Here is a 22,180-nt window from a genome sequence, read left to right as displayed (position 1 = left end):
GTCACCTGAATACTGCATGGGCCAGGATTGCTGCGAAAAGTCTTCATTTTGGGAAAATCTCCAGCAATCGTGGCGCTATCTTGTCCAGTGGGCGAACTTCCACGGCGGCGTCGATGGCCGCTGCCGCTTTCGGCATTCCGTAAACCGCACTGCTTTGTTGGTCCTGCGCGATGGTCAGGTAGCCCTGTTGGCGCATGAGTTTAAGCCCCTGCGCGCCGTCGCGTCCCATGCCGGTGAGCAATACGCCCACGGCATCGCCATTCCAGTAACTGGCCACGCTCTCGAAAAACACGTCGATCGAGGGCCGATAGATCTCGTTGACCGGTTCGGCGGTATAGGCCAGCGTGCCGTTTTTCAGCAAGCGAATATGGTGGTTGGTGCCCGCCAGCAACACTGTGCCGGCCAAAGGAGGCTCGCCTTCCTGAGCCAGGCGCACCTTCAGGCCGCTGGCGCTGCTGAGCCATTCGGCCATGCCGGCGGCGAACACCTGGTCAACATGTTGCACCAGCACGATCGCGGCCGAAAAATCCCGTGGCAGCCCTTTCAGCAAGACTTCCAGCGCCGCTGGGCCGCCTGCCGACGAGCCGATCGCAATCAGGCGCTGGCGCGAGGCCGAGCTACGCAGCGGGCTGGGGGCCGATCGCTCACGATTGCCCTTGTCACCAATCAGCCAGCCGATGTTCATGATCTTGCGCAACAACGGCGCCGCTGCCTCCTGGGCATTGCCGGCACCGAGGGCCGGGGTGTCGACCACGTCCAGCGCACCGTGGCCCATGGCCTCGAACACCCGGTGCACGTTCTGCTGACGGTCAACCGTGACAATGACGATGGCGCAGGGAGTGTCGGCCATGATCCGCCGGGTGGCCTCGACGCCGTCCATCACCGGCATGATCAGGTCCATCAGGATCAGGTCCGGGGTATTTTCGGCGCAACGCTGCACCGCCTCCGCGCCATTGCCGGCGACCCAGACCACTTCATGCGCCGGTTCGAATGCCAGGGCGCGGCGCAGGGCCTCAACCGCCATGGGCATGTCGTTGACGATCGCTATTTTCATGCCCGCGCTCCTCCGATGAGCTCAACCACTGCATCAAGCAGGGCGTCGTCATGAAAACTGGCTTTGGCTAGATAATAGTCGGCTCCGGCGTCCAGTCCACGACGACGGTCTTCTTCGCGGTCTTTATAGGACACCACCATAACCGGCAGCGATTGCAGGCGATTATCCTGGCGCAGTAAAGACACCAGTTCGATGCCGTCCATGCGCGGCATATCAATGTCGGTGATCAGCAGATCGAAATCCTCCGAACGCAGGGCGTTCCAGCCATCCATGCCGTCGATCGCTACGGCCACGTCGTAGCCGCGATTGAGCAGCAACTTGCGCTGCAACTCGCGAACGGTCAACGAATCGTCGACCACCAGAATCCGTTTGCGGGCCGCTTCGACGGCCTGGCTGCCCTGACGGGCAATCCGCTCCAGACGCCCGGTGTTGAGCAGCTTGTCCACCGAGCGCAGCATGTCTTCGACGTCGACGATCAGCACGACCGACCCGTCGTCGAGCAAGGCCCCGGCGGAAATGTCCTGCACCTTGCCCAGACGTTCGTCCAGCGGTAATACGACCAATGTCCGCTCGCCGATAAACCGCTCGACCGCCACCCCGTAAATCGCCTCGCGCTCGCGGATCACCACGACTTTCAGGGTTTGCTGACTGCTCGCACTCGCCGGACGCTGCAACAGCTGACTGGCAGCGACCAGCCCGACATGCCGGCCTTCGTACCAAAAGTGCTGGCGCCCTTCGACCTGAACAATGTCCGCCGGCTCCAGGTCGCACATGCGCTCGATGTGCGCCAGCGGGAACGCATACGCCTCGTCACCGACTTCCACCACCAGACTGCGCACCACCGACAGCGTCAGCGGCACTTCGAGATGAAAGCGGCTGCCCTCGCCTGCGGTCTGCTCCAGCACCACCGCGCCGCGTAACTGACGGACCATGTGCTGAACCGCGTCCAGGCCGACACCGCGACCGGACACTTCGGTGACCCGGTCGCGCAGGCTGAAACCCGGCAGAAACAAGAAGGTCAACAGCTCTTCTTCACTCAACTGGGCAGCGGTTTCAGCGGGGGATAGCTGCCGTTCGATGATGCTGCGACGGACCTTTTCCAGATCGACGCCGTGACCGTCATCGCTCAATTCCAGCACCAGCAGACCGGCTTGATGAGAGGCGCGCAGACGAATCAGCCCTTCTTCAGGCTTACCGGCGAGCAAACGCTGCTCGGGGGATTCGATGCCGTGATCGACAGCGTTGCGCAGCAAATGCGTCAGCGGCGCTTCGAGCTTTTCCAGGACGTCGCGATCGACCTGGGTTTTCTCGCCCTCGATCTCCAGCCGCACCTGTTTACCGAGGCTGCGACCGAGGTCGCGGACCATGCGCACTTGCCCGCTCAACACGTCGGCAAACGGCCGCATGCGACAGGCCAGCGCAGTGTCGTACAAGACCTGCGCCCGCTGACTGGCCTGCCAGGCAAACTCGTCCAGTTCGGCGTTTTTTTCCACCAGCAATTGCTGCGCTTCGGCCAGCAGCCGCCGGGCATCGCCCAGGGCCTCCTGAGCTTCGAGGCTCAAGGCATGTTCCTTGAGGTGGACGTTGAGGTTTTCCAGCGCCCGCAGGCCATTGTTCTGCATGCGCTTGAGGCGTTGCATCGTGGCCAGGTGCGGCTTGAGTCGCTGGGTTTCCACCAGGGACTTGCTCGACAGATCGAGCAGGCTGTTCAGGCGTTCGGCCGTGACGCGCAACACGCGTTCGCCATTTTCAGTGGTGCGCCGGAGCTTTCTCGGCGGTTCGACGGGTGGCGGTTCGGCGACCGGAATCAGTTCCTCGACTTTGGGCGCGAGTGCTTCAGGCTCCGGCTCGGACTCGGACTCGGTCATGAACGGGGCGATCGGCGTGCTGATCGGCGCGGCCAGCGCATTTGGATCCAGCAACCGCGCCATCAGTGCCACATAGGCCTCGATATCCGCCGATTCGGGATTGTTACTCGGCGTCGCAATGCGCATCAGCAAATCAGTGCCTTGCAGCAAGGCGTCAATGTGCTCGGGCCGCAGGTACAGCCGCCCTTCCTGCGCGCTGACCAGGCAATCTTCCATCACATGGGCGACGCTGACGCCGGCATCAACCCCGACAATCCGCGCCGCGCCTTTGAGCGAGTGAGCCGCGCGCATGCACGATTCGAGGTGATCGGCCTGGGTCGGATCGCGTTCCAGCGCCAGAAGACCTGCGCTCAGCACCTGGGTCTGGGCTTCGGCTTCGAGGCTGAACAGCTCCAGCAACGAGGCGTCGCGCAGTTGCTCGGGGGTCATGTGAGGCTCCGGGTCACGGCGGACAATAGCTGTTCTTCATCCAGCCAACGCAGGCTGCGACCCTTGAATTGCAACACGCCCCGGGTGTATCTGGCGCTGGCTTGGGTGCCGGACTGCGAGGCGGCCTCGAGAATGCGTTCGTCGATGGCGTGAATCCCGTCCACTTCGTCCACCGGCACCACCACTGGCCCGCCGTGGGCGGCGATGATCAGCATCCTCGGCATCACGCGCGCGCCTGACGTCACGCTGGCAGTGCCATCGAGACCGAGCAGTTCCACCAGCGACAGGCACGCCACCAACGCACCGCGCACATTCGCCACGCCGAGCAAGGCCCGAGAGCGCTGGTGCGGTAACGAATGAATCGCTTGCAGCGGTGCCACTTCGACCAGGCTGCGAGTGGCCAGGCCCAGCCATTCTTCGCCAAGCCGAAACATCAGCAGCGAGCGGGTTTTCACGTCGATTTCCACCGACACCGAGACCTGCTCGCGATCGTCCTGTTGCAAGGCGTAGCGGTCGAGCAAGCGCGTGGCCGCGGCGGAATACACCGCGCAGTTGCGGCAGTGAATGTGTTCGATCAGCAGCGGGCAGGACTTGTCGCCGTGGATTCCGATGCGGTTCCAGCAATCATCGATGGCCTGGGCATCTTTATGGGTGAGGCTCAAAGTGTCGGAGGCGTTCATCGTTTACGCTCACTGTCGGCGGCGCGCTCGCTGCGGGCGGCGCGGTCCTGCAATCTTTTCGCACCCGCCGTGTCGCCCTGGGATTGCAGCAAGGCTGCCAGGTGCATCAACGCGTCGGGATGTTGCGGTTCGAGGTACAGGGCCTTGCGATAAAATCCCTGGGCTTCAAGGGCTCGACCAGCGACATCGCTGAGTAACCCCAGCCAATAAAACACCTGGGCCACAGGCTCGTGGCTGCGCAAATAACCTTCACAGGCGGCGCGAGCTTCGGCACTTTTGCCTTCGTTGGCGAGGGCAGCGATGTTGGCCAGCAAGGCGGCAGCGTCCGAAGCTTTTGGCGTGACGATCGGCGGCGTGTGAGTTGCGAACGGACGATGGCGCACGGGCGGCGGAGTCACGCTACGCACCGGCTGACGCACTGGCAGCGGTGTCGGAACAAAGACTGGCAAAGGCTCGGGCGCACGCTGACGACTGAAGGCAAACGACTGCGGGATGCCAATCGAGCGCATGCCGAATCGACCGAGCAAACTGCCTTCGGCCGGGCCGATAAACAGCACGCCGTCGACATGGGTCAGGCGCTTGAGCACTTCGAAGACTTGTTGCTGGGTAGGCAGATCGAAATAGATCAGCAGGTTGCGGCAGAACACAAAATCATAGGGTGGCTCGCTGGCCAGCAGCGCCGGATCCAGCAGATTGCCGACTTGCAAACGCACCTGTTCAAGCACTCGCTCGTTGAGGCGGTAGCCGTCTTCTTCGGCGCTGAAATGCCGCTCGCGAAATTCGATGTCCTGGCCACGAAACGAATTCTTGCCGTACAGCGCACGCTTGGCTTTTTCCACCGACAGCGGGCTGACGTCCATGCCTTCGACCTTGAACTGATGCGGCTTGAGTCCGGCATCGAGCAAGGCCATGGCGATGGAGTACGGCTCCTCGCCCGTGGAGCACGGCAGACTGAGAATCCGCAGCGCGCGCATGTAATTGAGGTCGGCCAAACGCTGGATGGCCAGTTTCGCCAGGGTTGCGAAGGATTCCGGGTAGCGGAAGAACCAGGTCTCGGGAACGATCACCGCTTCGATCAACGCCTGCTGTTCGTCCTGCGAACCTTGCAATGTGTGCCAATACTCATCGGCCGTCAGCACCCTGGAGGCGGTGCTGCGCTGGCGCACCGCGCGCTCGATGATTGCCGGCCCCACCGACGTCACGTCGAGGCCGATGCGTTCCTTGAGGAAATCGAAGAACCGCTGATCGCTGCTCATGGCCCATCCTCAAGCAGCGCCGGGGCCAGCGGTGGCGAAGGAAACAGCAGCGCGCGCACCTGTTCATCGAGCAGATCGGCCACCCGCACCCATTGCAGCAAGCCTTGGGCATCTTCACGGACCGGCCCCAGGTACGGCGCCTGGCGATTGTCCAGGCCATAGGGCTTAAAGTCCGCCGGACTGCAACGCAAGGTGTCGGTGGCCTGCTCAAGAATCAGTCCAAGCAACTGTGAAGGCGTCTGCTCGTCCGGCCAATAGTGCACCAGCACCAGCCGTGTGCTGGTGCGCGATTGCGCCGGCTCGCCAAAGGTCAGCGCGCTGAGGTCGATCACCGGCACCACCGCGCCGCGATAGGCAAACACCCCGGCGACCCAGTCAGGCGCCTTGGCAATCGGCTTCAATGGCAGACGCGGCAGCACCTCGGCCACCTCGCGTGCCTGCAAGGCATAACGTTCGTTGCCGATGCGAAACAGCAGAAACAACGCGTGTCTGGCCGGCATCACCGTGCTGTGTTTGGCCGCGAGTTCGCTCATCAGACTTTGAATCGCGAGACGCCGCCCCGCAGCCCGACGGCCACCTGGCTCAGCTCGTCAATGGCGAAACTGGCCTGGCGCAGGGACTCGACGGTCTGGCTGCTGGCATCACCCAACTGCACCAGCGCGTGGTTGATCTGTTCGGCGCCGGTGGCCTGCGCCTGCATGCCTTCGTTGACCATCAACACCCGCGGCGCTAGCGCCTGAACCTGGTGGATGATCTGCGACAACTGCTCGCCGACCTGTTGCACTTCAGACATGCCGCGCCGCACTTCTTCGGAGAACTTGTCCATGCCCATGACCCCGGCCGACACCGCCGACTGGATTTCACGGACCATTTGCTCGATGTCATACGTGGCCACGGCGGTCTGGTCCGCCAGACGCCGCACTTCGGTGGCGACCACGGCAAATCCGCGCCCGTATTCACCCGCCTTTTCGGCTTCGATCGCGGCATTCAGAGACAGCAGATTAGTCTGATCGGCGACTTTGACGATGGTCACCACCACCTGGTTAATGTTGCCGGCCTTCTCGTTGAGGATCGCCAGTTTGGCGTTGACCAGATCGGCCGCGCCCATCACCGAGTGCATGGTCTCCTCCATGCGCGCCAGGCCTTGCTGCCCGGACCCGGCCGCGACCGAGGCCTGGTCGGCGGCGGTGGAGACTTCGGTCATGGTGCGCACCAGATCACGGGAGGTGGCCGCGATTTCGCGGGACGTCGCGCCGATTTCGGTGGTGGTGGCGGCGGTTTCGGTGGCGGTGGCTTGTTGTTGCTTGGAGGTGGCGGCGATTTCGGTCACCGACGTGGTGACCTGGACGGAGGAGCGTTGGGCCTGGGACACGAGCGAGGTGAGTTCGGTCATCATGTCGTTGAAGCCGGTTTCCACGGCCCCGAATTCGTCTTTGCGTTCCAGGTTCAGACGGCCGCTGAGATCACCAGTGCGCATGATTTCGAGGATCTGCACAATCCGGTTCATCGGCGCCATGATCGCGCGCATCAACAGCAAACCGCAGAGGCCGGCGGCCAATACCGCGACCAACAGGGAAATGCCCATGATGACTTTCGCGGTGATCACGGCGTCATCAATGGCCGCGATGCTCTGGTCGGCGACCGCTTTGTTTTCGCGGATGATGTCATTGAGCTTCATGCGACCTGCGGTCCAGGCCGGGGTCAGTTGCTCGTTGAACAGTTTGATCGCGTCGGCTCCCTGATTGCGCTTGTGCAAGTCGAGCACAGCGGCCAGGACCTTGTTGTAATCGGCATGGAGTTTTTCAAAAACGGCGAATTCGACCTTGTCTTCATCCGTGGTGACGGTGGCCTGGTAGTTCTTCATTTGCTCCTGCAGATGAGCTTCGAAGCTTTTGAAGCTGTCGGCTTCTTCTGCGCTGAAACCCTGCCCCTCTTTCAAACCGAGCATCTCCTGGGTTCGAAGGTACGTGTCGACCCAGGCACTGCGAACCATCGAGCTGTAATACAACCCGGGCAACGCGTCCTCACGCACACTGGCTTCGCTGACCTCAATCTTCAAGAGTCGCGAATAGGAGACAACCACCATCAACAACATGATGGCGATAATCACCGCAAAGCTCGCCAAGATGCGTTGGCGCAACGTCCAGTTCTTCACGGGTCAATCCTCGGGCGGTTCAAATGCCGGGGAGTATAGCTGAGGGTGTTTCATTTATAAGACGGGTGCCATGCTTCTATTTCGTCGCGATGAAAGCGAATTGGCAGGCGCGTGCGGTGAATGGATCACGGGATGAGAGAAGCAAACGCCTTCGCAAGCAGGCTCGCTCCATTGACCGGGTTGATCAATCGAACGCGGTCCCTTATGGGAGCGAGCCTGCTCGCGAAAAACGATGACACGGTTTAACTGACCTGACTGCGCAATTAAAGGGAAGCCTGCCGCACCTGCTTTTCCAGCTCCGCCTTCAATCCCGGCTCCAGCTTCAACTGCCGTGCCAGTTCATCCAGGTAGGACTTCTCCATGAAGCTCTCCTCATCCACCAGCATCACGCTGGCGATGTACATCTCAGCCGCCATTTCCGGCGTGCTGGCCGCGCGGGCGACTTCCGTCGGGTCGAGCGGCTTGCTGAGTTCGGCATGCAGCCACTGCTGCAATTCCTGATCGTTGTCGAGCTTGGTGAATTCGCCTTCGATCAATGCACGCTCGCGATCATCAACGTGGCCATCGGCTTTGGCCGCAGCCACCAATGCCTTGAGAATCGCCTGGCTGTGCAACTCAACCTGCGCAGGTGGCAGGCGGTCGAGCGTCTGCGGCTCGGTCTTCGGCGCGGTGCCCTGCTGGGCCTGCCAGTTGCCGTAAGCCTTGTAGGCAATCACGCCGAGCGCCGCGAGACCACCGTAGATGGCGACTTTGCCGCCGACATTGCGGGCCTTTTTGCTGCCGAGCAACAGGCCCATGGCACCAGCCGCCAAGGCACCACCGCCCGCGCCGGAGAGCAAACCGCCGAGGCCGCCCGAACCACCGCTGCCACCGAGCAATCCGCCCAATCCACCGCTGGATGACTTGTTTTGATTTGCGCCGGCCTTGTTCTTCATCAGGTCCTGACCGGACTTGAGTAGTTGATCGAGCAATCCACGCGTATTCATTTTGCCGCCTCCACGAAAGGGGTTAACCGGACACATAAGGCCACCAGCCTAGAACGAAAGTGCCCGGCGACCGGGGACGAGAGTGCTTCTGGATGTTGCCTGAAAAAAACGGGCCATCGATTAAAGCGATATACACTCAAGCGAATCTATAAAAACCGCCCACCGGGTAACTCCCCATGATGACCTTGCGTCAGATCCGTCACTTCATCGCCGTGGCCGAGACCGGATCGATCTCCGCCGCCGCGCAAACCGCGTTCATTTCCCAATCGACCTTGACCCTGGCGATCCAGCAACTGGAAGAGGAGATTGGCGTCGGCCTGTTCAACCGACACGCCAAGGGCATGAGCCTGACCCATCAGGGCCACCAATTCCTGCGCCAGGCGCACCTGATTCTGGCCACGGTGGACAACGCCAAACGCAGCCTGCAACAAAGCACCGATCAGGTCGCCGGGCAGCTGATCATTGGCGTGACCAGCCTGGTGGCCGGTTATTACCTTGCGGATTTGCTCACCCGTTTCCAGCGCGCCTATCCCAACGTCGAAATCCGGGTGATGGAGGACGAACGCCCATACATCGAACATTTGCTGGTCAGCGGTGAGATCGATGTCGGCGTGCTGATCCTGTCCAACCTCGAAGACCGCCATGCCTTGCAGACTGAAGTGCTGACTCATTCGCCCCACCGGTTGTGGTTGCCGGCCCAGCATCCGTTGCTGGAACACGACAGCATCAACCTTGCCGATGTAGCCCGCGAGCCGCTGATTCAGCTCAACGTCGACGAAATGGACCGCAACGCCCACCGCATGTGGAGTGGTGCCGGGCTGCAACCGCGCATCACCTTGAAAACCGCGTCGACGGAAGCCGTTCGGAGCCTGGTGGCCGCAGGCCTGGGTGTATCGATCCAGCCCGACATGACCTACCGACCCTGGTCACTGGAGGGCGACATCATCGAAGCCCGCCCGATTGCCGATCTGAGCCAGACCCTCGACGTCGGCTTGGCATGGCGTCGTGGCACGGCGCGTCCGGCGTTGGTAGACCCGTTTTTGACCGTGGCCCGCGAACAACCCCACGGCGGGCGCAAGCCATCTATTTAATCGAACGCCACCTTCAGTATTTAGAATTTGTCGACCTCGGGCCCGCGCACTAGTCTTGCTCCATCAATAAGACGGCCGGGCCCAGTCACTGGGAGCACCATGGCCACACAAGAAAAGAGAACCCGAAAAATGGCTGGCGCGCAGACCCCGTTGTTCACCGCGTTGTTGATCGATGGCGAATTGGTCGCGGGTCAGGGTTTTGTCGAGCCGATCCTCAACCCCGCCACCGGGGAAGTGCTGACCCACATCGCCGAAGCCAGCACCGAGCAAGTCGAAGCCGCCATCCTTGCCGCCCACCGCGCCTTCGCCGGCTGGTCGCGGACCACACCGCAGCAACGCTCGAACCTGTTGCTGGACATCGCCAACGCCATCGAAAAACAAGCCGACCTCCTCGCCCGACTCGAATCGCTGAATTGCGGCAAGCCGTTGCACCTGGCCCGTCAGGACGACTTGAGCGCGACGGTCGATGTGTTCCGTTTTTTTGCCGGTGCCGTGCGTTGCCAGACCGGCCAGCTCAGCGGCGAATACCTGCCGGGCTACACCAGCATGGTCCGGCGCGATCCGATTGGCGTGGTCGCCTCGATTGCGCCGTGGAACTACCCGATCATGATGGCCGCGTGGAAAATCGCCCCGGCCCTCGCCGCCGGCAATACGCTGGTGTTCAAACCGTCCGAACACACGCCGCTGTCGATTCTGGCCCTGGCGCCGGCGCTGGCCGAGATCCTTCCACGCGGCGTGATCAACATCGTCTGCGGCGGCGGTGAAGGCGTCGGCAGCCACTTGGTCAGCCATCCCAAAGTGCGCATGGTGTCGCTGACCGGCGATATCGTCACCGGGCAGAAAATCCTCCAGGCCGCCGCCAAGACGTTGAAACGCACGCACCTTGAGCTCGGCGGCAAAGCGCCGGTGATCGTCTGCAACGATGCCGACATTCAAGCCGTGGTCGAAGGCGTGCGCACTTACGGTTATTACAACGCGGGGCAGGATTGCACCGCGGCTTGCCGGATTTATGCACAGGCCGGGATTCACGACCGCCTGGTGGCGGAACTCGGCGCGGCGGTCAGCAGCCTGCGCTTTGCCGGTAAACGCGACGCCGACAACGAAATCGGCCCGCTGATCAGCACCCGCCAGCGCGACCGCGTGGCCAGTTTCGTCGAGCGCGCCCTCGGCCAGCCGCACATCGAGCGGGTGACCGGCGCGGCGGTGCATTCCGGTGCCGGCTTCTATTACCAGCCGACGCTGCTGGCCGGTTGCAAGCAGAGCGACGAGATCGTCCAGCGCGAAGTATTCGGGCCGGTGGTCACCGTGACCCGTTTCGATCAGCTCGAACAAGCCGTGGACTGGGCCAACGATTCGGAATACGGCCTCGCCTCCTCGGTCTGGACGCAGAACCTCGACAAGGCCATGCAGGTCGCGGCGCGGTTGCAGTACGGCTGCACCTGGATCAACAGCCATTTCATGCTGGTCAGCGAAATGCCCCACGGCGGCCTCAAGCGGTCCGGGTATGGCAAAGACTTATCCAGCGATTCGCTTCAGGACTACAGCGTGGTGCGGCACATCATGGCGCGCCACGGACAGCATCTCTGACTACGCTAATAACAAGCCGCTAACGGCATGCTTCACCACGTTCACAACTGCCCCGACCATAATTAAAGAAGAGGGAATCCCCATGTTCGTGCACAAGACCGCACTGCTCAGTGCAATCACCACGGCGCTGCTGGCCAGCGCCAGTCTCCAGGCCGCCGAACCGCTGAAAGCCGTCGGTGCCGGCGAAGGCCAGCTGGATATCGTGGCGTGGCCCGGCTACATCGAACGTGGCGAAAGCGACAAGGCCTACGACTGGGTGACCGGTTTCGAGAAGGAAACCGGCTGCAAGGTCAATGTGAAGACTGCGGCGACTTCCGATGAAATGGTCAGCCTGATGGCCAAGGGCGGTTATGACCTGGTGACGGCGTCAGGCGATGCCTCGTTGCGGTTGATCGTCGGCAAGCGTGTGCAGCCGATCAACACCGCGTTGATTGCGAACTGGAAAAGCCTCGACCCACGCCTCAAAGATGCGCCGTGGTACGTGGTCAACAAGCAGACCTACGGCACCCCGTATCAGTGGGGCCCGAACGTGCTGATGTACAACACCAACGTATTCAAAACTGCGCCGACCAGCTGGGGCGTGGTGTTCGATGCGCAGAACCTGCCGGACGGCAAACCGAACAAGGGCCGCGTGCAGGCTTACGACGGCCCGATCTACATCGCCGACGCGGCGCTGTACCTGAAAACCACCAAGCCGGAACTGGGCATCAAGGACCCGTACCAACTCACCGAAACCCAGTACAAGGCAGTTCTCGATCTGTTGCGCGCCCAGCAGCCGTTGATCCATCGCTACTGGCACGACACCACCGTGCAGATGAGTGACTTCAAAAACGAAGGCGTGGTCGCGTCCAGCGCCTGGCCGTATCAGGTCAACGGCCTGATCAACGAGAAACAACCGATCGCCTCGACCATCCCGAAAGAAGGCGCCACCGGTTGGGCCGACACCACGATGTTGCACGCCGAAGCCAAGCACCCGAACTGCGCTTACAAATGGATGGACTGGTCACTGCAACCGAAAGTCCAGGGTGATGTGGCGGCCTGGTTCGGTTCGTTGCCAGCGGTGCCAGCGGCCTGTACCGGCAGTGAATTGCTGGGTGCCGAAGGCTGCAAGACCAACGGCTTCGACCAGTTCGAGAAAATCGCCTTCTGGAAAACCCCGCAGGCTGAAGGGGGCAAGTTCGTGCCTTACAGCCGCTGGACCCAGGACTACATCGCGATTATGGGCGGCCGCTAACCCACCGGCCCCTGTGGCGAGGGAGCTTGCTCCCGCTGGGTGGCGAAGCTGCCCCAAAACCAGTTAATGCGGTCAATCAGAGAGACCGCATCAGTCCTTTTGGGAGTGCTGCGCACTCCAGCGGGAGCAAGCTCCCTCGCCACAATAAGTTTTCCAACCAGAAAGTTGATTCAGATTTTTCAGAAGTCCAGGCAGGGCCGCTGTGACGGCCCTCGCCTTTTTGGAGCACCGCACCATGACGCTTGCAGTCCAGTTCACCAACGTTTCCCGTCAGTTCGGCGAAGTGAAGGCCGTTGACCGGGTTTCCATCGATATCCAGGACGGCGAGTTCTTCTCCATGCTGGGCCCTTCCGGCTCGGGCAAAACCACCTGTTTGCGCCTGATCGCCGGTTTCGAACAACCGAGCGCTGGCTCTATCCGAATTCATGGCGAGGAAGCCGCCGGGCTGCCTCCGTATGAGCGTGACGTCAACACGGTGTTTCAGGATTACGCGCTGTTCCCGCACATGAACGTGCTCGACAACGTCGCCTATGGCTTGAAAGTCAAAGGCGTCGGTAAAGCCGAACGGCAGAAACGCGCCGAAGAAGCCCTCGACATGGTTGCCCTCGGCGGTTACGGCGAGCGCAAACCGGTGCAACTGTCCGGCGGCCAGCGCCAGCGTGTGGCCCTGGCCCGCGCCCTGGTCAATCGCCCTCGCGTGCTGCTGCTCGACGAGCCGTTGGGCGCTCTCGATCTGAAGCTGCGCGAACAGATGCAGAGCGAGTTGAAGAAGCTGCAACGCCAGCTCGGCATCACCTTTATCTTCGTCACCCACGACCAGACTGAAGCGCTGTCGATGTCCGACCGTGTGGCAGTGTTCAACAAAGGACGCATCGAGCAGGTCGACACCCCGCGCAACCTGTACATGAAACCGGCCACCACGTTCGTCGCGGAATTCGTCGGCACGTCCAACGTGATTCGCGGCGATCTGGCCCAGCAATTGAGTGGCAATCCACAGCCGTTTTCGATTCGCCCGGAACACGTGCGTTTTGCCGAAGGCCCGCTGGCCAGCCACGAGATTGAAGTCAGCGGCTTGCTCCACGACATTCAGTACCAGGGCAGCGCCACGCGCTATGAACTGAAACTGGAAAACGGCCAGACCCTGAACATCAGCCAGGCCAACGTGCAGTGGCTGGACGTCAGCGCCCAGCACCAGACCGGGCAACGCATCCGCGCACGCTGGGCGCGCGAGGCAATGGTCCCGCTGCACGACAACGTTGTCGGTGGGGTGTGAGATGACCAGCGTGGCTATCCCTCAAACCCCGGCCGGCGGTTCGCCGTTGCGCAGGTTTTCCAACCTGCTGTATCGCCGACCGAATTTTTACCTGTCGCTGCTGCTGGTGCCGCCGCTGCTGTGGTTCGGTGCAATTTATCTCGGCTCGCTGCTGGTACTGCTGTGGCAAGGCTTCTACACCTTCGATGACTTCACCATGGCGGTCACCCCCGACCTGACCCTGGCGAACTTCGCAGCGCTGTTCCAGCCGTCGAACTTCGACATCATCCTGCGCACGCTGAGCATGGCCGTCGCCGTGTCGCTCGCCAGCGCGATCGTCGCGTTCCCGATTGCCTATTACATGGCGCGTTACACCACTGGCAAAACCAAGGCGTTTTTCTACATCGCGGTGATGCTGCCGATGTGGGCCAGTTACATCGTCAAGGCGTATGCCTGGACCTTGCTGCTGGCCAAGGGCGGCGTCGCGCAGTGGTTCGTTCAACACCTGGGGCTGGAGCCGGTGTTGCAATTCGTGCTGGGCATTCCCGGCGTAGGCGGCAGCACTTTATCGACCTCGCACCTGGGCCGTTTCATGGTGTTCGTCTACATCTGGCTGCCGTTCATGATCCTGCCAATCCAGGCTTCGCTGGAACGCCTGCCGCCGTCGCTGTTGCAAGCGTCTGCAGACCTGGGTGCCAAGCCACGCCAGACCTTCATGCAGGTGATTCTGCCGCTGTCGATTCCAGGCATCGCAGCTGGTTCGATCTTCACCTTTTCGCTGACCCTGGGCGACTTCATCGTGCCGCAGCTGGTGGGCCCGCCGGGTTACTTTGTGGGCAGCATGGTTTACGCGCAGCAGGGCGCAATCGGCAACATGCCGATGGCCGCGGCCTTCACATTGGTGCCGATTGTGTTAATCGCCATTTACCTGACTATCGTCAAACGACTGGGGGCCTTCGATGCACTCTGACTCTTCATCACAGGGGCAGGCTTCTATCGGATTAAAAATCGCAGCCTGGGGCGGGTTGGTGTTCCTGCACTTTCCGATCCTGATCATCTTCCTTTACGCCTTCAACACCGAAGAAGCGGCGTTCAGCTTTCCACCCAAGGGCTTCACCCTGCATTGGTTCAGCGTGGCGTTTTCTCGGCCCGATGTACTGGAAGCGATCAAGTTGTCGGCCGAAATCGCCGCCATCGCGACACTGATTGCGATGGTCCTCGGCACCCTCGCGTCGGCGGCGTTGTACCGGCGGGATTTCTTCGGCAAGCAAGGCATCTCGTTGATGCTGATCCTGCCGATTGCGTTGCCCGGGATCATCACCGGGATCGCGTTGCTGGCGACCTTCAAGACACTGGGGATCGAACCGGGGATGTTCACCATCATCGTCGGCCACGCGACCTTCTGCGTGGTGATCGTCTACAACAACGTCATCGCCCGTTTGCGCCGCACTTCGCACAGTTTGATTGAAGCGTCGATGGACCTCGGCGCCGACGGTTGGCAGACCTTCCGTTACATCGTCCTGCCGAACCTTGGCTCGGCGTTGCTGGCCGGCGGCATGCTCGCGTTTGCGCTGTCGTTCGACGAAATCATCGTCACCACCTTCACCGCCGGCCATGAACGCACCCTGCCGCTGTGGCTGCTCAACCAGCTCAGCCGCCCACGGGACGTGCCAGTGACCAACGTTGTCGCGATGCTGGTGATGATGGTGACCATGCTGCCGATTCTCGGTGCTTATTACCTGACCCGGGGCGGTGAGAGCGTGGCGGGTAGCGGCGGGAAATAACCGAATAACGATTACTCCCTGTCGTAACCGAATCGAATGTGGGAGCGAGCCTGCTCGCGAAAGCGGTGTGTCAGCCAACATCAATGTTGAATGTTAAACCGCATTCGCGAGCAGGCTCGCTCCCACAGTTTGAACCGGTTCCTTCAGAGAAAAACAATAGTTTGAAGAGGACAATGCCATGCAAACCAAACTCTTGATCAACGGCCAACTGATCGACGGCGACGGCCCCGCCCAACCGGTGTTCAACCCGGCCCTCGGCCGTGTGCTGGTGGAAATCAACGAAGCCAGCGAAGCCCAGGTCAATGCCGCCGTACAAGCCGCCGACAGCGCCTTCGAAAGCTGGTCGCAAACCACGCCGAAGGAACGCTCGCTGCTGCTGCTCAAACTCGCCGACGCCATCGAAGCCCACGGCGAAGAGCTGGCCAAGCTGGAGTCGGACAACTGCGGCAAACCCTACAGCGCTGCGCTGAACGATGAGATCCCGGCGATTGCTGACGTGTTCCGTTTCTTCGCCGGCGCCAGCCGATGCATGAGCGGTTCGGCGGGTGGCGAGTACTTGCCCGGCCACACCTCGATGATCCGCCGCGACCCGGTTGGCGTGATCGCCTCCATCGCGCCGTGGAACTACCCGCTGATGATGGTCGCCTGGAAAATCGCCCCGGCCCTCGCCGCCGGTAATACCGTGGTGCTCAAGCCGTCAGAACAAACCCCGCTGACCGCGCTGCGTCTGGCGGAACTGGCGTCGGAAATCTTCCCGGCCGGCGTGCTCAACCTCGTCTTCGGCCGTGGTCCTACCGTTGGCAGCCCATTGGTCACGCACCCGAAAGTGCGCATGGTCTCGCTGACCGGCTCGATCGCCACCGGATCGAACATCATTTCCAGCACCGCCGACAGCGTCAAACGCATGCACATGGAACTGGGCGGCAAGGCCCCGGTGATCATCTTCGACGACGCCGACATCGACGCCGCCGTGGAAGGCATTCGCACCTTCGGTTTCTACAACGCTGGCCAGGATTGCACCGCAGCTTGCCGCATCTACGCGCAGGAAGGCATCTACGACAAATTCGTCGAGAAGCTTGGCGAAGCGGTCAGCAGCATCAAGTACGGGTTGCAGGATGACCCGTCGACCGAGCTGGGGCCGCTGATCACTGCGCAGCACCGTGACCGCGTGGCCGGCTTTGTCGAACGTGCCGTGGCGCAACCGCATATCCGCCTGGTCACCGGTGGCAAGTCTGTGGAGGGGAATGGTTTCTTCTTCGAGCCGACGGTGCTTGCGGACGCTCAACAGGACGACGAAATCGTCCGTCGCGAAGTGTTCGGGCCCGTGGTGTCGGTGACCAAATTCACCGATGAAGCGCAGGTGCTGGGTTGGGCAAACGATTCGGACTACGGCCTGGCATCGTCGGTCTGGACCTCTGACGTCGGTCGCGCGCATCGCTTGTCTGCCCGCTTGCAATACGGCTGCACCTGGGTGAATACGCACTTCATGCTGATCAGCGAAATGCCCCATGGCGGTCAGAAACTGTCTGGCTACGGGAAGGACATGTCCATGTATGGGCTGGAGGATTACACCGTAGTGCGGCATGTGATGTTCAAGCATTAAAAGCTTCGCGGGCACGCCTCGCTCCTACAGGTTCGCCGCAGTACCTGTAGGAGCGAGGCTTGCCCGCGAAGGCATCACCTCGGTTTCAAGGTAGAAACCGGCACCACGCACCACCAGGGTTCAACGCCAGAAAACCAAAACAATAACCACCGATCCGGGCAGCGCCTCCAAGGCCCCGCCACGGTTTCGGACATCCGAAATCTGCCGATTTTCCGGAGCTGACACACCATGAGCGCATCACCCGAACTCTCTGTAGCCGTTGCCGACAGCGACGCCGAGCAGCTACGCAAGCTGGGTTACACCTCGAACTTCAACCGCAGCATGAGCCTGTGGGAAAACTTCGCCCTGGGCTTCACTTACCTCTCCCCGGTCGTCGGGGTTTATACCCTCTTCGGCCTGTGCCTGGCCGCCGGTGGACCGCCGATGTTCTGGGCTTATTTACTGGTCGGTTGCGGCCAGTTGCTGGTGTGCCTGATCTTCGGTGAAGTGGTCTCGCAGTTCCCGATTTCCGGCGGCGTGTACCCCTGGGCTCGTCGCTTGGTGGGCAAGCGCTGGGCGTGGATGGTCGGCTGGATCTACTCCATCGCCCTGTGCGTGACCATCGCTGCCGTTGCCGTCGGTGCCGGTCCGTACCTGGCCGCAATGATGGGCTTTGAACCGAGCAATAACACCAACATCGTCATCGCGCTGTTCCTGACGCTGTTCGCCACCCTGGTCAACCTCAGCGGCACCAAAATGCTGGCGCGGATCGCCATGTTCGGCTTCCTTTGCGAGCTGGTCGGCGCAGTGATCGTTGGCGTCTACCTGCTGATCTTCGAGCGTCACCAGTCGATCAGCGTGTTGTTCAACACCTTCGATATCAGCATTGACGGCTCGTACCTGCCGGCCTTCCTCACCGCCTCGCTGGCGGGGATGTTCCTGTACTACGGCTTCGAGGCCTGCGGCGACGTGGCCGAAGAAACCCCGAACCCAAGCAAGCAGATTCCGGTGGCCATGCGCATGACCATCTACATCGGCGGCATCGCGGCGATGTTCGCCTGCCTGGCGCTGATCCTCGCCGTGCCGGACATGCAAGCGGTAATCAACGGCACCGACAAAGACCCGGTCACCACCATCCTCAACAACGCCTTCGGCCCGGTCGGCTCGAAAGTGGTCATGGGCGTGGTGATGATTTCCTTCATCTCCTGCGTCATCAGCCTGCAAGCGGCGGCGAGTCGTCTGCTGTACTCCTACGCCCGAGATGAAATGATCATTGGCAGTTCCCTGCTGAAGAAGATTTCTCCTACGACCCAAGTGCCTGTGGCTGCGCTGTTCGTGTCCGGCGTCCTGCCGGCCCTGATCATCATCCTCGGCTTCTTCCTGCAAGATGCGGTGGCAACCATCGTCAGTTTCGCCGCAATCGGCATCTACCTGGCGTTCCAGATGATCGTCCTCGCCGCGCTATACGCACGCCTGAAAGGCTGGAAACCAAGCGGCAAATTCACCCTCGGCGGTTGGGGTTGGGCGGTGAACGTCGGCGCGCTGGTTTACGGTGTCGGCGCGATCATCAACATGGCCTGGCCGCGCACACCGGATGCGGCGTGGTACATCAACTATGCGATGGTGTTGAGTACAGCGATCGTTATTGGGTTGGGGTTGTTGTACATGTGGTTGGCCAAGCCGTATGACCACGGGACTGCGCCAGCGGGGGATGCGTGGAAGGTTAGTCGGTAATTGATTTCGCCCCGGGGCTGGTTGTGGCACCGGGGCGAGTTGTTACGAAGTTAGATCGATTGAGGCGCGGAAAGGACTTCAAACTCATCCATCAACAGATGGATTTCAGTACTTGGATTGAGCTCACCGCTGTTAACAGCATCGAGAAGAATTCGAGGAGCAAGTACCCTCGCTGTATTGAAAGGCTCTCCCTTCAACAGATCAAAATGACTGACATTTTTACCCTTCTCATAATTCTCCATCAGAGGTTGGCCCCTAAGACTCTTGGTAACAAGTTCGCCAGGGGATTTTCCACCTGCAGCAGCGAATGGCTTTCTGTTGTAGCCAAAGTGCAGTAGCAACCAAAACTCGAAACAGGGAAAAGACGCTATCACTTTTATCTTGGGATGCGGTTTTGCCAAGTCGACCGCACGGTCGAAGCAAAGGTGAGTGTCACGGTCCAAGGCACAAAAAACCTTATCGAAGTTTCTTTGCCGTGCAATTGCTCTTTCGACAATCCCGCTAGGATGAGTCACGCCGCAATGGGCAACTTCAACCTGAGCATTGGCACGAAAGTGAAAGGCCGCATCCTCCAGATATCGCTTACCTGACTGACTGTCCTCACAAAGGATCAGCACCTTGGGTTGCGGTTTGAACCGTGATTTCTTTCGATCAAATAAGCGTGTCGTGCGCACCATGGTCACCTCCGCCTGATCAACGGCAAACCACGGTAACGGCCTTCGAAGTACCGCTTCTCGACGTCTTCTCCCTCGCGCCCATCAAAATCGTGAACGGAAAAAAGACAGGTTGCGCCGTTGGCATCACGCTCGGTGATCCAGAATTGATCGCGCCGCAGCGTTTGGGTATCCATTAGATGCGTGTCGTGAGTCGTGAAAATCAGCTGGGTGTTCTGCCCGCTGTCCAGATGTTTTCCAATCAGATCAGCCACTATTGCTGGATGAAGGCTGCTGTCCAACTCATCGACGGCCAGTATCCCGCTCCCGTCTGTGTGATTGATCATGAACCAGGGCAACCAGAATCCAATCAGGTTTTTTGTGCCACCAGACTCTTCTGAAAAATCAAACTCCGCATCTCCAAGATGACTCGTGTGCGTCAGGGTCACTTTGTCTTTTCGCGCCGCGGCGAAGAATTCTTTGAGCGTGAGTTTTCTGCTGGCTGGAGCAGCGTCTGCATCAGAATTGAGCTGAATGTCCGAGACTGGAATATCTACCTCTAGTAGAAAGTCTCTCAAGTTGCACGTGTAGTCCGATGCCATCTGAAGAAACCGGATGGAGGCTGCCGACAACCCCATCATGTTGTTCTGCTCGATGACGAGAAGCCCGGATTGAAACCAGCTAAAAGGCTCTCGCAACTGCGTCAGCTCTTCGCTGCTGTTCGCGACGGCCTGTGCAATGAACAACATCTTCGGGCTGGTCAAACGCCGCCAGGCATTGTGAACCTCTTTTCCTCCCTCAAGGCTTGAGCCAAACACGTACTGCTCACCCTCCTCCCCCAAACAACGCTGGTATAACAGCGTCTCCTTTCCTTTCGGATAAGAGACGAGGTGTTCCTCGATGATTCGCTGCGCCGTCATTCGCAGTAAAAACCGATAGCGGAGTGAGCCTTGAATAAAGTTGTATTCGAAACAACTTGGCTCGTCGTTAAGCTGCGGGTCAAAACGAAACGGGGAAACCGGTAGCGATTCCTCATTTGAGGTCGGAGGCGCAGCGAGCAAGCTTCCCATAATTCCCATCGCCCGGATCAGCGACGATTTACCCGACGCGTTCGGCCCGTATATCGCAGCGATCTTCAGTAAGTCCGGCAGTTTTTCTCCATTCACCGGCGACTTGAAAAGGTTGCGCTTTTTGCTCAGGCGCGGCGTTGCTGCCATGGACAGGGTTTGCTTGTCACGGAAGGAGCGGTAATTGGAAACTGAAAATTCGATCAACATGTAGCAAACCTGCAGTTCGTTCCTGAAAGCGGAAAAAACTATAGGAAAAACCAGGGCGACGATGCTGCTTCAGCGCACTTCAGGCAAAAACAGGAAATTCCTACAGATCAAGCCTTCCGGTGAAGACTCCAATTCCTACAACGCGCGGCGCCAGAGTAGACTTGGCGCCGCGAGCGCCCGAACGATAGGCTTTACCTCGTCGCTGCCACATCAGCGACCCGGTGTCGAAGCCGGTAAATCATCAACATGGCGCATCCGCGCCCCCATATGAACTGGGGCAATTTTTTGCCTTTCAGTTTTGCTTTATGGTGGGCCGTGTGGCGCGGGCCTCTTGGCTTGCATGTTGATCGAGAATGTCCCGACTTCGAACGCCGCACGGTCCGCCACCCATAATCTGTCGAAGGATTAGTGGCGGCTCCCTTTTCAACATGGAGTCGAAAAATGCTCAAGCACACGCTAAAACCGTCTGAAACCCATCCTCATTTCATCCCTGCCATCTTCACCCGCCACAACCGCTTCCTCCACGCCTTCATGCAGGACAACCAAGCCTGGTTCTGCGTCCAGGACCTCGGTCGCTTGATGGGCCGTCCGCTGGACCAACGTCTCACCCTGAAACTCGATCCCGATCAACGCCGATACGTCTGGTTGCTGAAGGATGGCAAAACCGTCGAATCGTTGATGGTCAGCGAATCGGGAATGTATGCATTGCTAGTCCACCATTTCATCCCGGAAAACCGAAACCTGCGTCAGTGGCTAAGCAACGAAGTCATCCCGACGCTGCGTGAGTCGAGAGCGGCTGTGGATAACATTCCAAGCCTGAGTTCGTTGCAGTGGGCAGGCATCTCGGTGCCGCTGCTGCACTGGCAGCATCAAGCCTGGATCAAGTGGCGCGACATGCCGGATCTGATGCAGGCACAGCGACCGTTCACGATCGTGGGCACTTGCAGTTGAAGGCAGGGTGAAAAATGAAAAAGGGGCAGACTTTACAGTCCGCCCCTTGGCTTAGCGCTCAAAACCGCGAAACACTCCGCATCGCATCCACCAGATACCGCATCGCAATCCGGTCGTTTTCCGACAGCTCGCGATACCGCTCCAGCAGCTTCATTTCGTCCGAACTGAGGCGATGCCTTCGCCGCCCGGTGGCCAGGCAAGGGAAGATTCCCAACATTTCTGTGATGCCTTGTACTTTCGTCATGGACGATGTCCTTCTATAAGCCCGAGAAAACTTCAAAAACCGCATCGCCCTATCCTTTTATTAGCCGCCGGCCTGAAGGGCAGAAACCGGTCATGAACACAGGATAGGAACATTCCCGGCGCTGAAAAGCGGTTTTTAGAGTAATTAGTCAAAAAAAGCAGAAATGCCCTATAAATCAGAAAGTGCTGTCGGAAAAATTCACCGACATGTCTTGTTTCATTGCCGCATCATCAAAGTGCTACCAATCATTTTTTCTCTGCAACCGAACGGTTTAAGCTATTTGTTATCTGTTTAAAGTCCGTTGCGTTTGGCCGAAGGCATGTCCGAACCGATATTTTTGATCCAGCACGTGCCAGGAACGGC

General features: G+C 60.0%; 19 protein-coding genes. 9 read left to right on the top strand and 10 right to left on the bottom strand.

Translation table 11 applies throughout. The features are described from left to right. Positions 1-43 precede the first annotated feature (43 nt). From RHP74_RS05815 to RHP74_RS05785, 7 genes are all read right to left on the bottom strand, one after another. Entirely contained in the window at positions 44-1,054 is a 1,011-nt protein-coding gene (locus RHP74_RS05815; RefSeq protein WP_010462926.1) for a chemotaxis response regulator protein-glutamate methylesterase, read from the bottom strand. Next, the gene (locus tag RHP74_RS05810; RefSeq protein WP_083374931.1) at positions 1,051-3,351 is read right to left on the bottom strand and encodes a hybrid sensor histidine kinase/response regulator; all 2,301 of its coding nucleotides are present in this window, start codon (positions 3,349-3,351) and stop codon (positions 1,051-1,053) included. The genes RHP74_RS05815 and RHP74_RS05810 overlap by 4 nt, the downstream gene beginning before the upstream one ends. Then, positions 3,348-4,031 (bottom strand): chemotaxis protein CheW, encoded by a 684-nt coding sequence (locus tag RHP74_RS05805; protein ID WP_311098296.1) that lies wholly within the window; start codon positions 4,029-4,031, stop codon positions 3,348-3,350. The genes RHP74_RS05810 and RHP74_RS05805 overlap by 4 nt, the downstream gene beginning before the upstream one ends. Beyond that, complete coding sequence (locus RHP74_RS05800; protein ID WP_311098294.1) at positions 4,028-5,287, bottom strand: CheR family methyltransferase; 1,260 nt, start codon at positions 5,285-5,287, stop codon at positions 4,028-4,030. Before RHP74_RS05800 ends, RHP74_RS05805 begins: the two co-directional genes overlap by 4 nt. Then, on the bottom strand, positions 5,284-5,820 hold the full coding sequence (locus tag RHP74_RS05795; protein ID WP_311098292.1) for a chemotaxis protein CheW: 537 nt from the start codon (positions 5,818-5,820) through the stop codon (positions 5,284-5,286). Before RHP74_RS05795 ends, RHP74_RS05800 begins: the two co-directional genes overlap by 4 nt. Next, positions 5,820-7,442 carry a methyl-accepting chemotaxis protein gene (locus RHP74_RS05790; protein ID WP_311098290.1) on the bottom strand — a complete coding sequence of 541 codons (1,623 nt, stop codon included), beginning with the start codon at positions 7,440-7,442 and terminating at the stop codon, positions 5,820-5,822. The genes RHP74_RS05795 and RHP74_RS05790 overlap by 1 nt, the downstream gene beginning before the upstream one ends. 263 nt (positions 7,443-7,705) lie before the next feature. Next, on the bottom strand, positions 7,706-8,428 hold the full coding sequence (locus RHP74_RS05785) for a tellurite resistance TerB family protein (RefSeq protein WP_010462938.1): 723 nt from the start codon (positions 8,426-8,428) through the stop codon (positions 7,706-7,708). 176 nt (positions 8,429-8,604) lie between these two features. On the opposite strand from RHP74_RS05785, the gene RHP74_RS05780 reads away from it, so the two are divergent. The 8 genes from RHP74_RS05780 to RHP74_RS05745 all read left to right on the top strand — a co-directional run bounded on the left by RHP74_RS05780 (position 8,605) and on the right by RHP74_RS05745 (position 18,692). Continuing rightward, positions 8,605-9,519, top strand: coding sequence for a LysR family transcriptional regulator (locus RHP74_RS05780; protein ID WP_010462940.1), 915 nt, complete (start codon positions 8,605-8,607; stop codon positions 9,517-9,519). A gap of 99 nt (positions 9,520-9,618) precedes the next feature. After that, positions 9,619-11,106, top strand: coding sequence for a gamma-aminobutyraldehyde dehydrogenase (locus tag RHP74_RS05775; RefSeq protein ID WP_077748302.1), 1,488 nt, complete (start codon positions 9,619-9,621; stop codon positions 11,104-11,106). A gap of 82 nt (positions 11,107-11,188) precedes the next feature. After that, positions 11,189-12,340 (top strand): putative ABC transporter substrate-binding protein YdcS, encoded by a 1,152-nt coding sequence (gene ydcS, locus RHP74_RS05770; RefSeq protein ID WP_311098287.1) that lies wholly within the window; start codon positions 11,189-11,191, stop codon positions 12,338-12,340. A gap of 235 nt (positions 12,341-12,575) precedes the next feature. Then, complete coding sequence (locus RHP74_RS05765) at positions 12,576-13,613, top strand: ABC transporter ATP-binding protein (RefSeq protein ID WP_311098285.1); 1,038 nt, start codon at positions 12,576-12,578, stop codon at positions 13,611-13,613. A gap of 1 nt (position 13,614) precedes the next feature. After that, the gene (locus tag RHP74_RS05760) at positions 13,615-14,562 is read left to right on the top strand and encodes an ABC transporter permease (RefSeq protein ID WP_077748299.1); all 948 of its coding nucleotides are present in this window, start codon (positions 13,615-13,617) and stop codon (positions 14,560-14,562) included. Then, on the top strand, positions 14,552-15,376 hold the full coding sequence (locus tag RHP74_RS05755; protein ID WP_042932340.1) for an ABC transporter permease: 825 nt from the start codon (positions 14,552-14,554) through the stop codon (positions 15,374-15,376). Before RHP74_RS05760 ends, RHP74_RS05755 begins: the two co-directional genes overlap by 11 nt. A 178-nt stretch (positions 15,377-15,554) precedes the next feature. After that, positions 15,555-16,979 (top strand): gamma-aminobutyraldehyde dehydrogenase, encoded by a 1,425-nt coding sequence (locus RHP74_RS05750; protein ID WP_311098281.1) that lies wholly within the window; start codon positions 15,555-15,557, stop codon positions 16,977-16,979. A 228-nt stretch (positions 16,980-17,207) separates the two neighbouring features. Continuing rightward, on the top strand, positions 17,208-18,692 hold the full coding sequence (locus tag RHP74_RS05745) for an amino acid permease (protein ID WP_311098279.1): 1,485 nt from the start codon (positions 17,208-17,210) through the stop codon (positions 18,690-18,692). Positions 18,693-18,742: 50 nt separating this feature from the next. Here RHP74_RS05745 and RHP74_RS05740 read toward each other — a convergent pair whose 3' ends face one another. Both RHP74_RS05740 and RHP74_RS05735 read right to left on the bottom strand, forming a co-directional pair. Further along, positions 18,743-19,369, bottom strand: a complete 627-nt coding sequence (locus RHP74_RS05740) for an RloB family protein (protein ID WP_102593533.1) — start codon at positions 19,367-19,369, stop codon at positions 18,743-18,745. Between the two features lie 2 nt (positions 19,370-19,371). Next, positions 19,372-20,622, bottom strand: a complete 1,251-nt coding sequence (locus RHP74_RS05735) for an ATP/GTP-binding protein (RefSeq protein WP_010462958.1) — start codon at positions 20,620-20,622, stop codon at positions 19,372-19,374. A gap of 441 nt (positions 20,623-21,063) precedes the next feature. Between RHP74_RS05735 and RHP74_RS05730 the strand changes: the two genes are divergently transcribed. After that, positions 21,064-21,573, top strand: coding sequence for a Bro-N domain-containing protein (locus RHP74_RS05730; protein ID WP_311098275.1), 510 nt, complete (start codon positions 21,064-21,066; stop codon positions 21,571-21,573). A gap of 58 nt (positions 21,574-21,631) precedes the next feature. Here the strand turns inward: RHP74_RS05730 and RHP74_RS05725 are convergent, their stop codons facing one another. Continuing rightward, positions 21,632-21,817 (bottom strand): hypothetical protein, encoded by a 186-nt coding sequence (locus RHP74_RS05725; RefSeq protein ID WP_010462962.1) that lies wholly within the window; start codon positions 21,815-21,817, stop codon positions 21,632-21,634. Positions 21,818-22,180 lie beyond the last annotated feature (363 nt).

It is taken from the genome of Pseudomonas sp. SG20052, assembly GCF_031766055.1.
Classification (GTDB): Bacteria; Pseudomonadota; Gammaproteobacteria; order Pseudomonadales; family Pseudomonadaceae; genus Aquipseudomonas; species Aquipseudomonas mandelii.
The sequence above is the reverse complement of the archived record's forward strand: the minus strand, read 5'-3'. Positions and strand labels throughout refer to the sequence as shown.

Bases quoted from the DNA above. Each gene is read 5' to 3' on its own strand.
- RHP74_RS05815 (WP_010462926.1), bottom strand. From the start codon at position 1,054: ATGAAAATAGCGATCGTCAACGACATGCCCATGGCGGTTGAGGCCCTG.
- RHP74_RS05810 (WP_083374931.1), bottom strand. From the start codon at position 3,351: ATGACCCCCGAGCAACTGCGCGACGCCTCGTTGCTGGAGCTGTTCAGC.
- RHP74_RS05805 (WP_311098296.1), bottom strand. From the start codon at position 4,031: ATGAACGCCTCCGACACTTTGAGCCTCACCCATAAAGATGCCCAGGCC.
- RHP74_RS05800 (WP_311098294.1), bottom strand. From the start codon at position 5,287: ATGAGCAGCGATCAGCGGTTCTTCGATTTCCTCAAGGAACGCATCGGC.
- RHP74_RS05795 (WP_311098292.1), bottom strand. From the start codon at position 5,820: ATGAGCGAACTCGCGGCCAAACACAGCACGGTGATGCCGGCCAGACAC.
- RHP74_RS05785 (WP_010462938.1), bottom strand. From the start codon at position 8,428: ATGAATACGCGTGGATTGCTCGATCAACTACTCAAGTCCGGTCAGGAC.
- RHP74_RS05780 (WP_010462940.1), top strand. From the start codon at position 8,605: ATGATGACCTTGCGTCAGATCCGTCACTTCATCGCCGTGGCCGAGACC.
- RHP74_RS05775 (WP_077748302.1), top strand. From the start codon at position 9,619: ATGGCCACACAAGAAAAGAGAACCCGAAAAATGGCTGGCGCGCAGACC.
- ydcS (WP_311098287.1), top strand. From the start codon at position 11,189: ATGTTCGTGCACAAGACCGCACTGCTCAGTGCAATCACCACGGCGCTG.
- RHP74_RS05765 (WP_311098285.1), top strand. From the start codon at position 12,576: ATGACGCTTGCAGTCCAGTTCACCAACGTTTCCCGTCAGTTCGGCGAA.
- RHP74_RS05760 (WP_077748299.1), top strand. From the start codon at position 13,615: ATGACCAGCGTGGCTATCCCTCAAACCCCGGCCGGCGGTTCGCCGTTG.
- RHP74_RS05755 (WP_042932340.1), top strand. From the start codon at position 14,552: ATGCACTCTGACTCTTCATCACAGGGGCAGGCTTCTATCGGATTAAAA.
- RHP74_RS05750 (WP_311098281.1), top strand. From the start codon at position 15,555: ATGCAAACCAAACTCTTGATCAACGGCCAACTGATCGACGGCGACGGC.
- RHP74_RS05745 (WP_311098279.1), top strand. From the start codon at position 17,208: ATGAGCGCATCACCCGAACTCTCTGTAGCCGTTGCCGACAGCGACGCC.
- RHP74_RS05740 (WP_102593533.1), bottom strand. From the start codon at position 19,369: ATGGTGCGCACGACACGCTTATTTGATCGAAAGAAATCACGGTTCAAA.
- RHP74_RS05735 (WP_010462958.1), bottom strand. From the start codon at position 20,622: ATGTTGATCGAATTTTCAGTTTCCAATTACCGCTCCTTCCGTGACAAG.
- RHP74_RS05730 (WP_311098275.1), top strand. From the start codon at position 21,064: ATGCTCAAGCACACGCTAAAACCGTCTGAAACCCATCCTCATTTCATC.
- RHP74_RS05725 (WP_010462962.1), bottom strand. From the start codon at position 21,817: ATGACGAAAGTACAAGGCATCACAGAAATGTTGGGAATCTTCCCTTGC.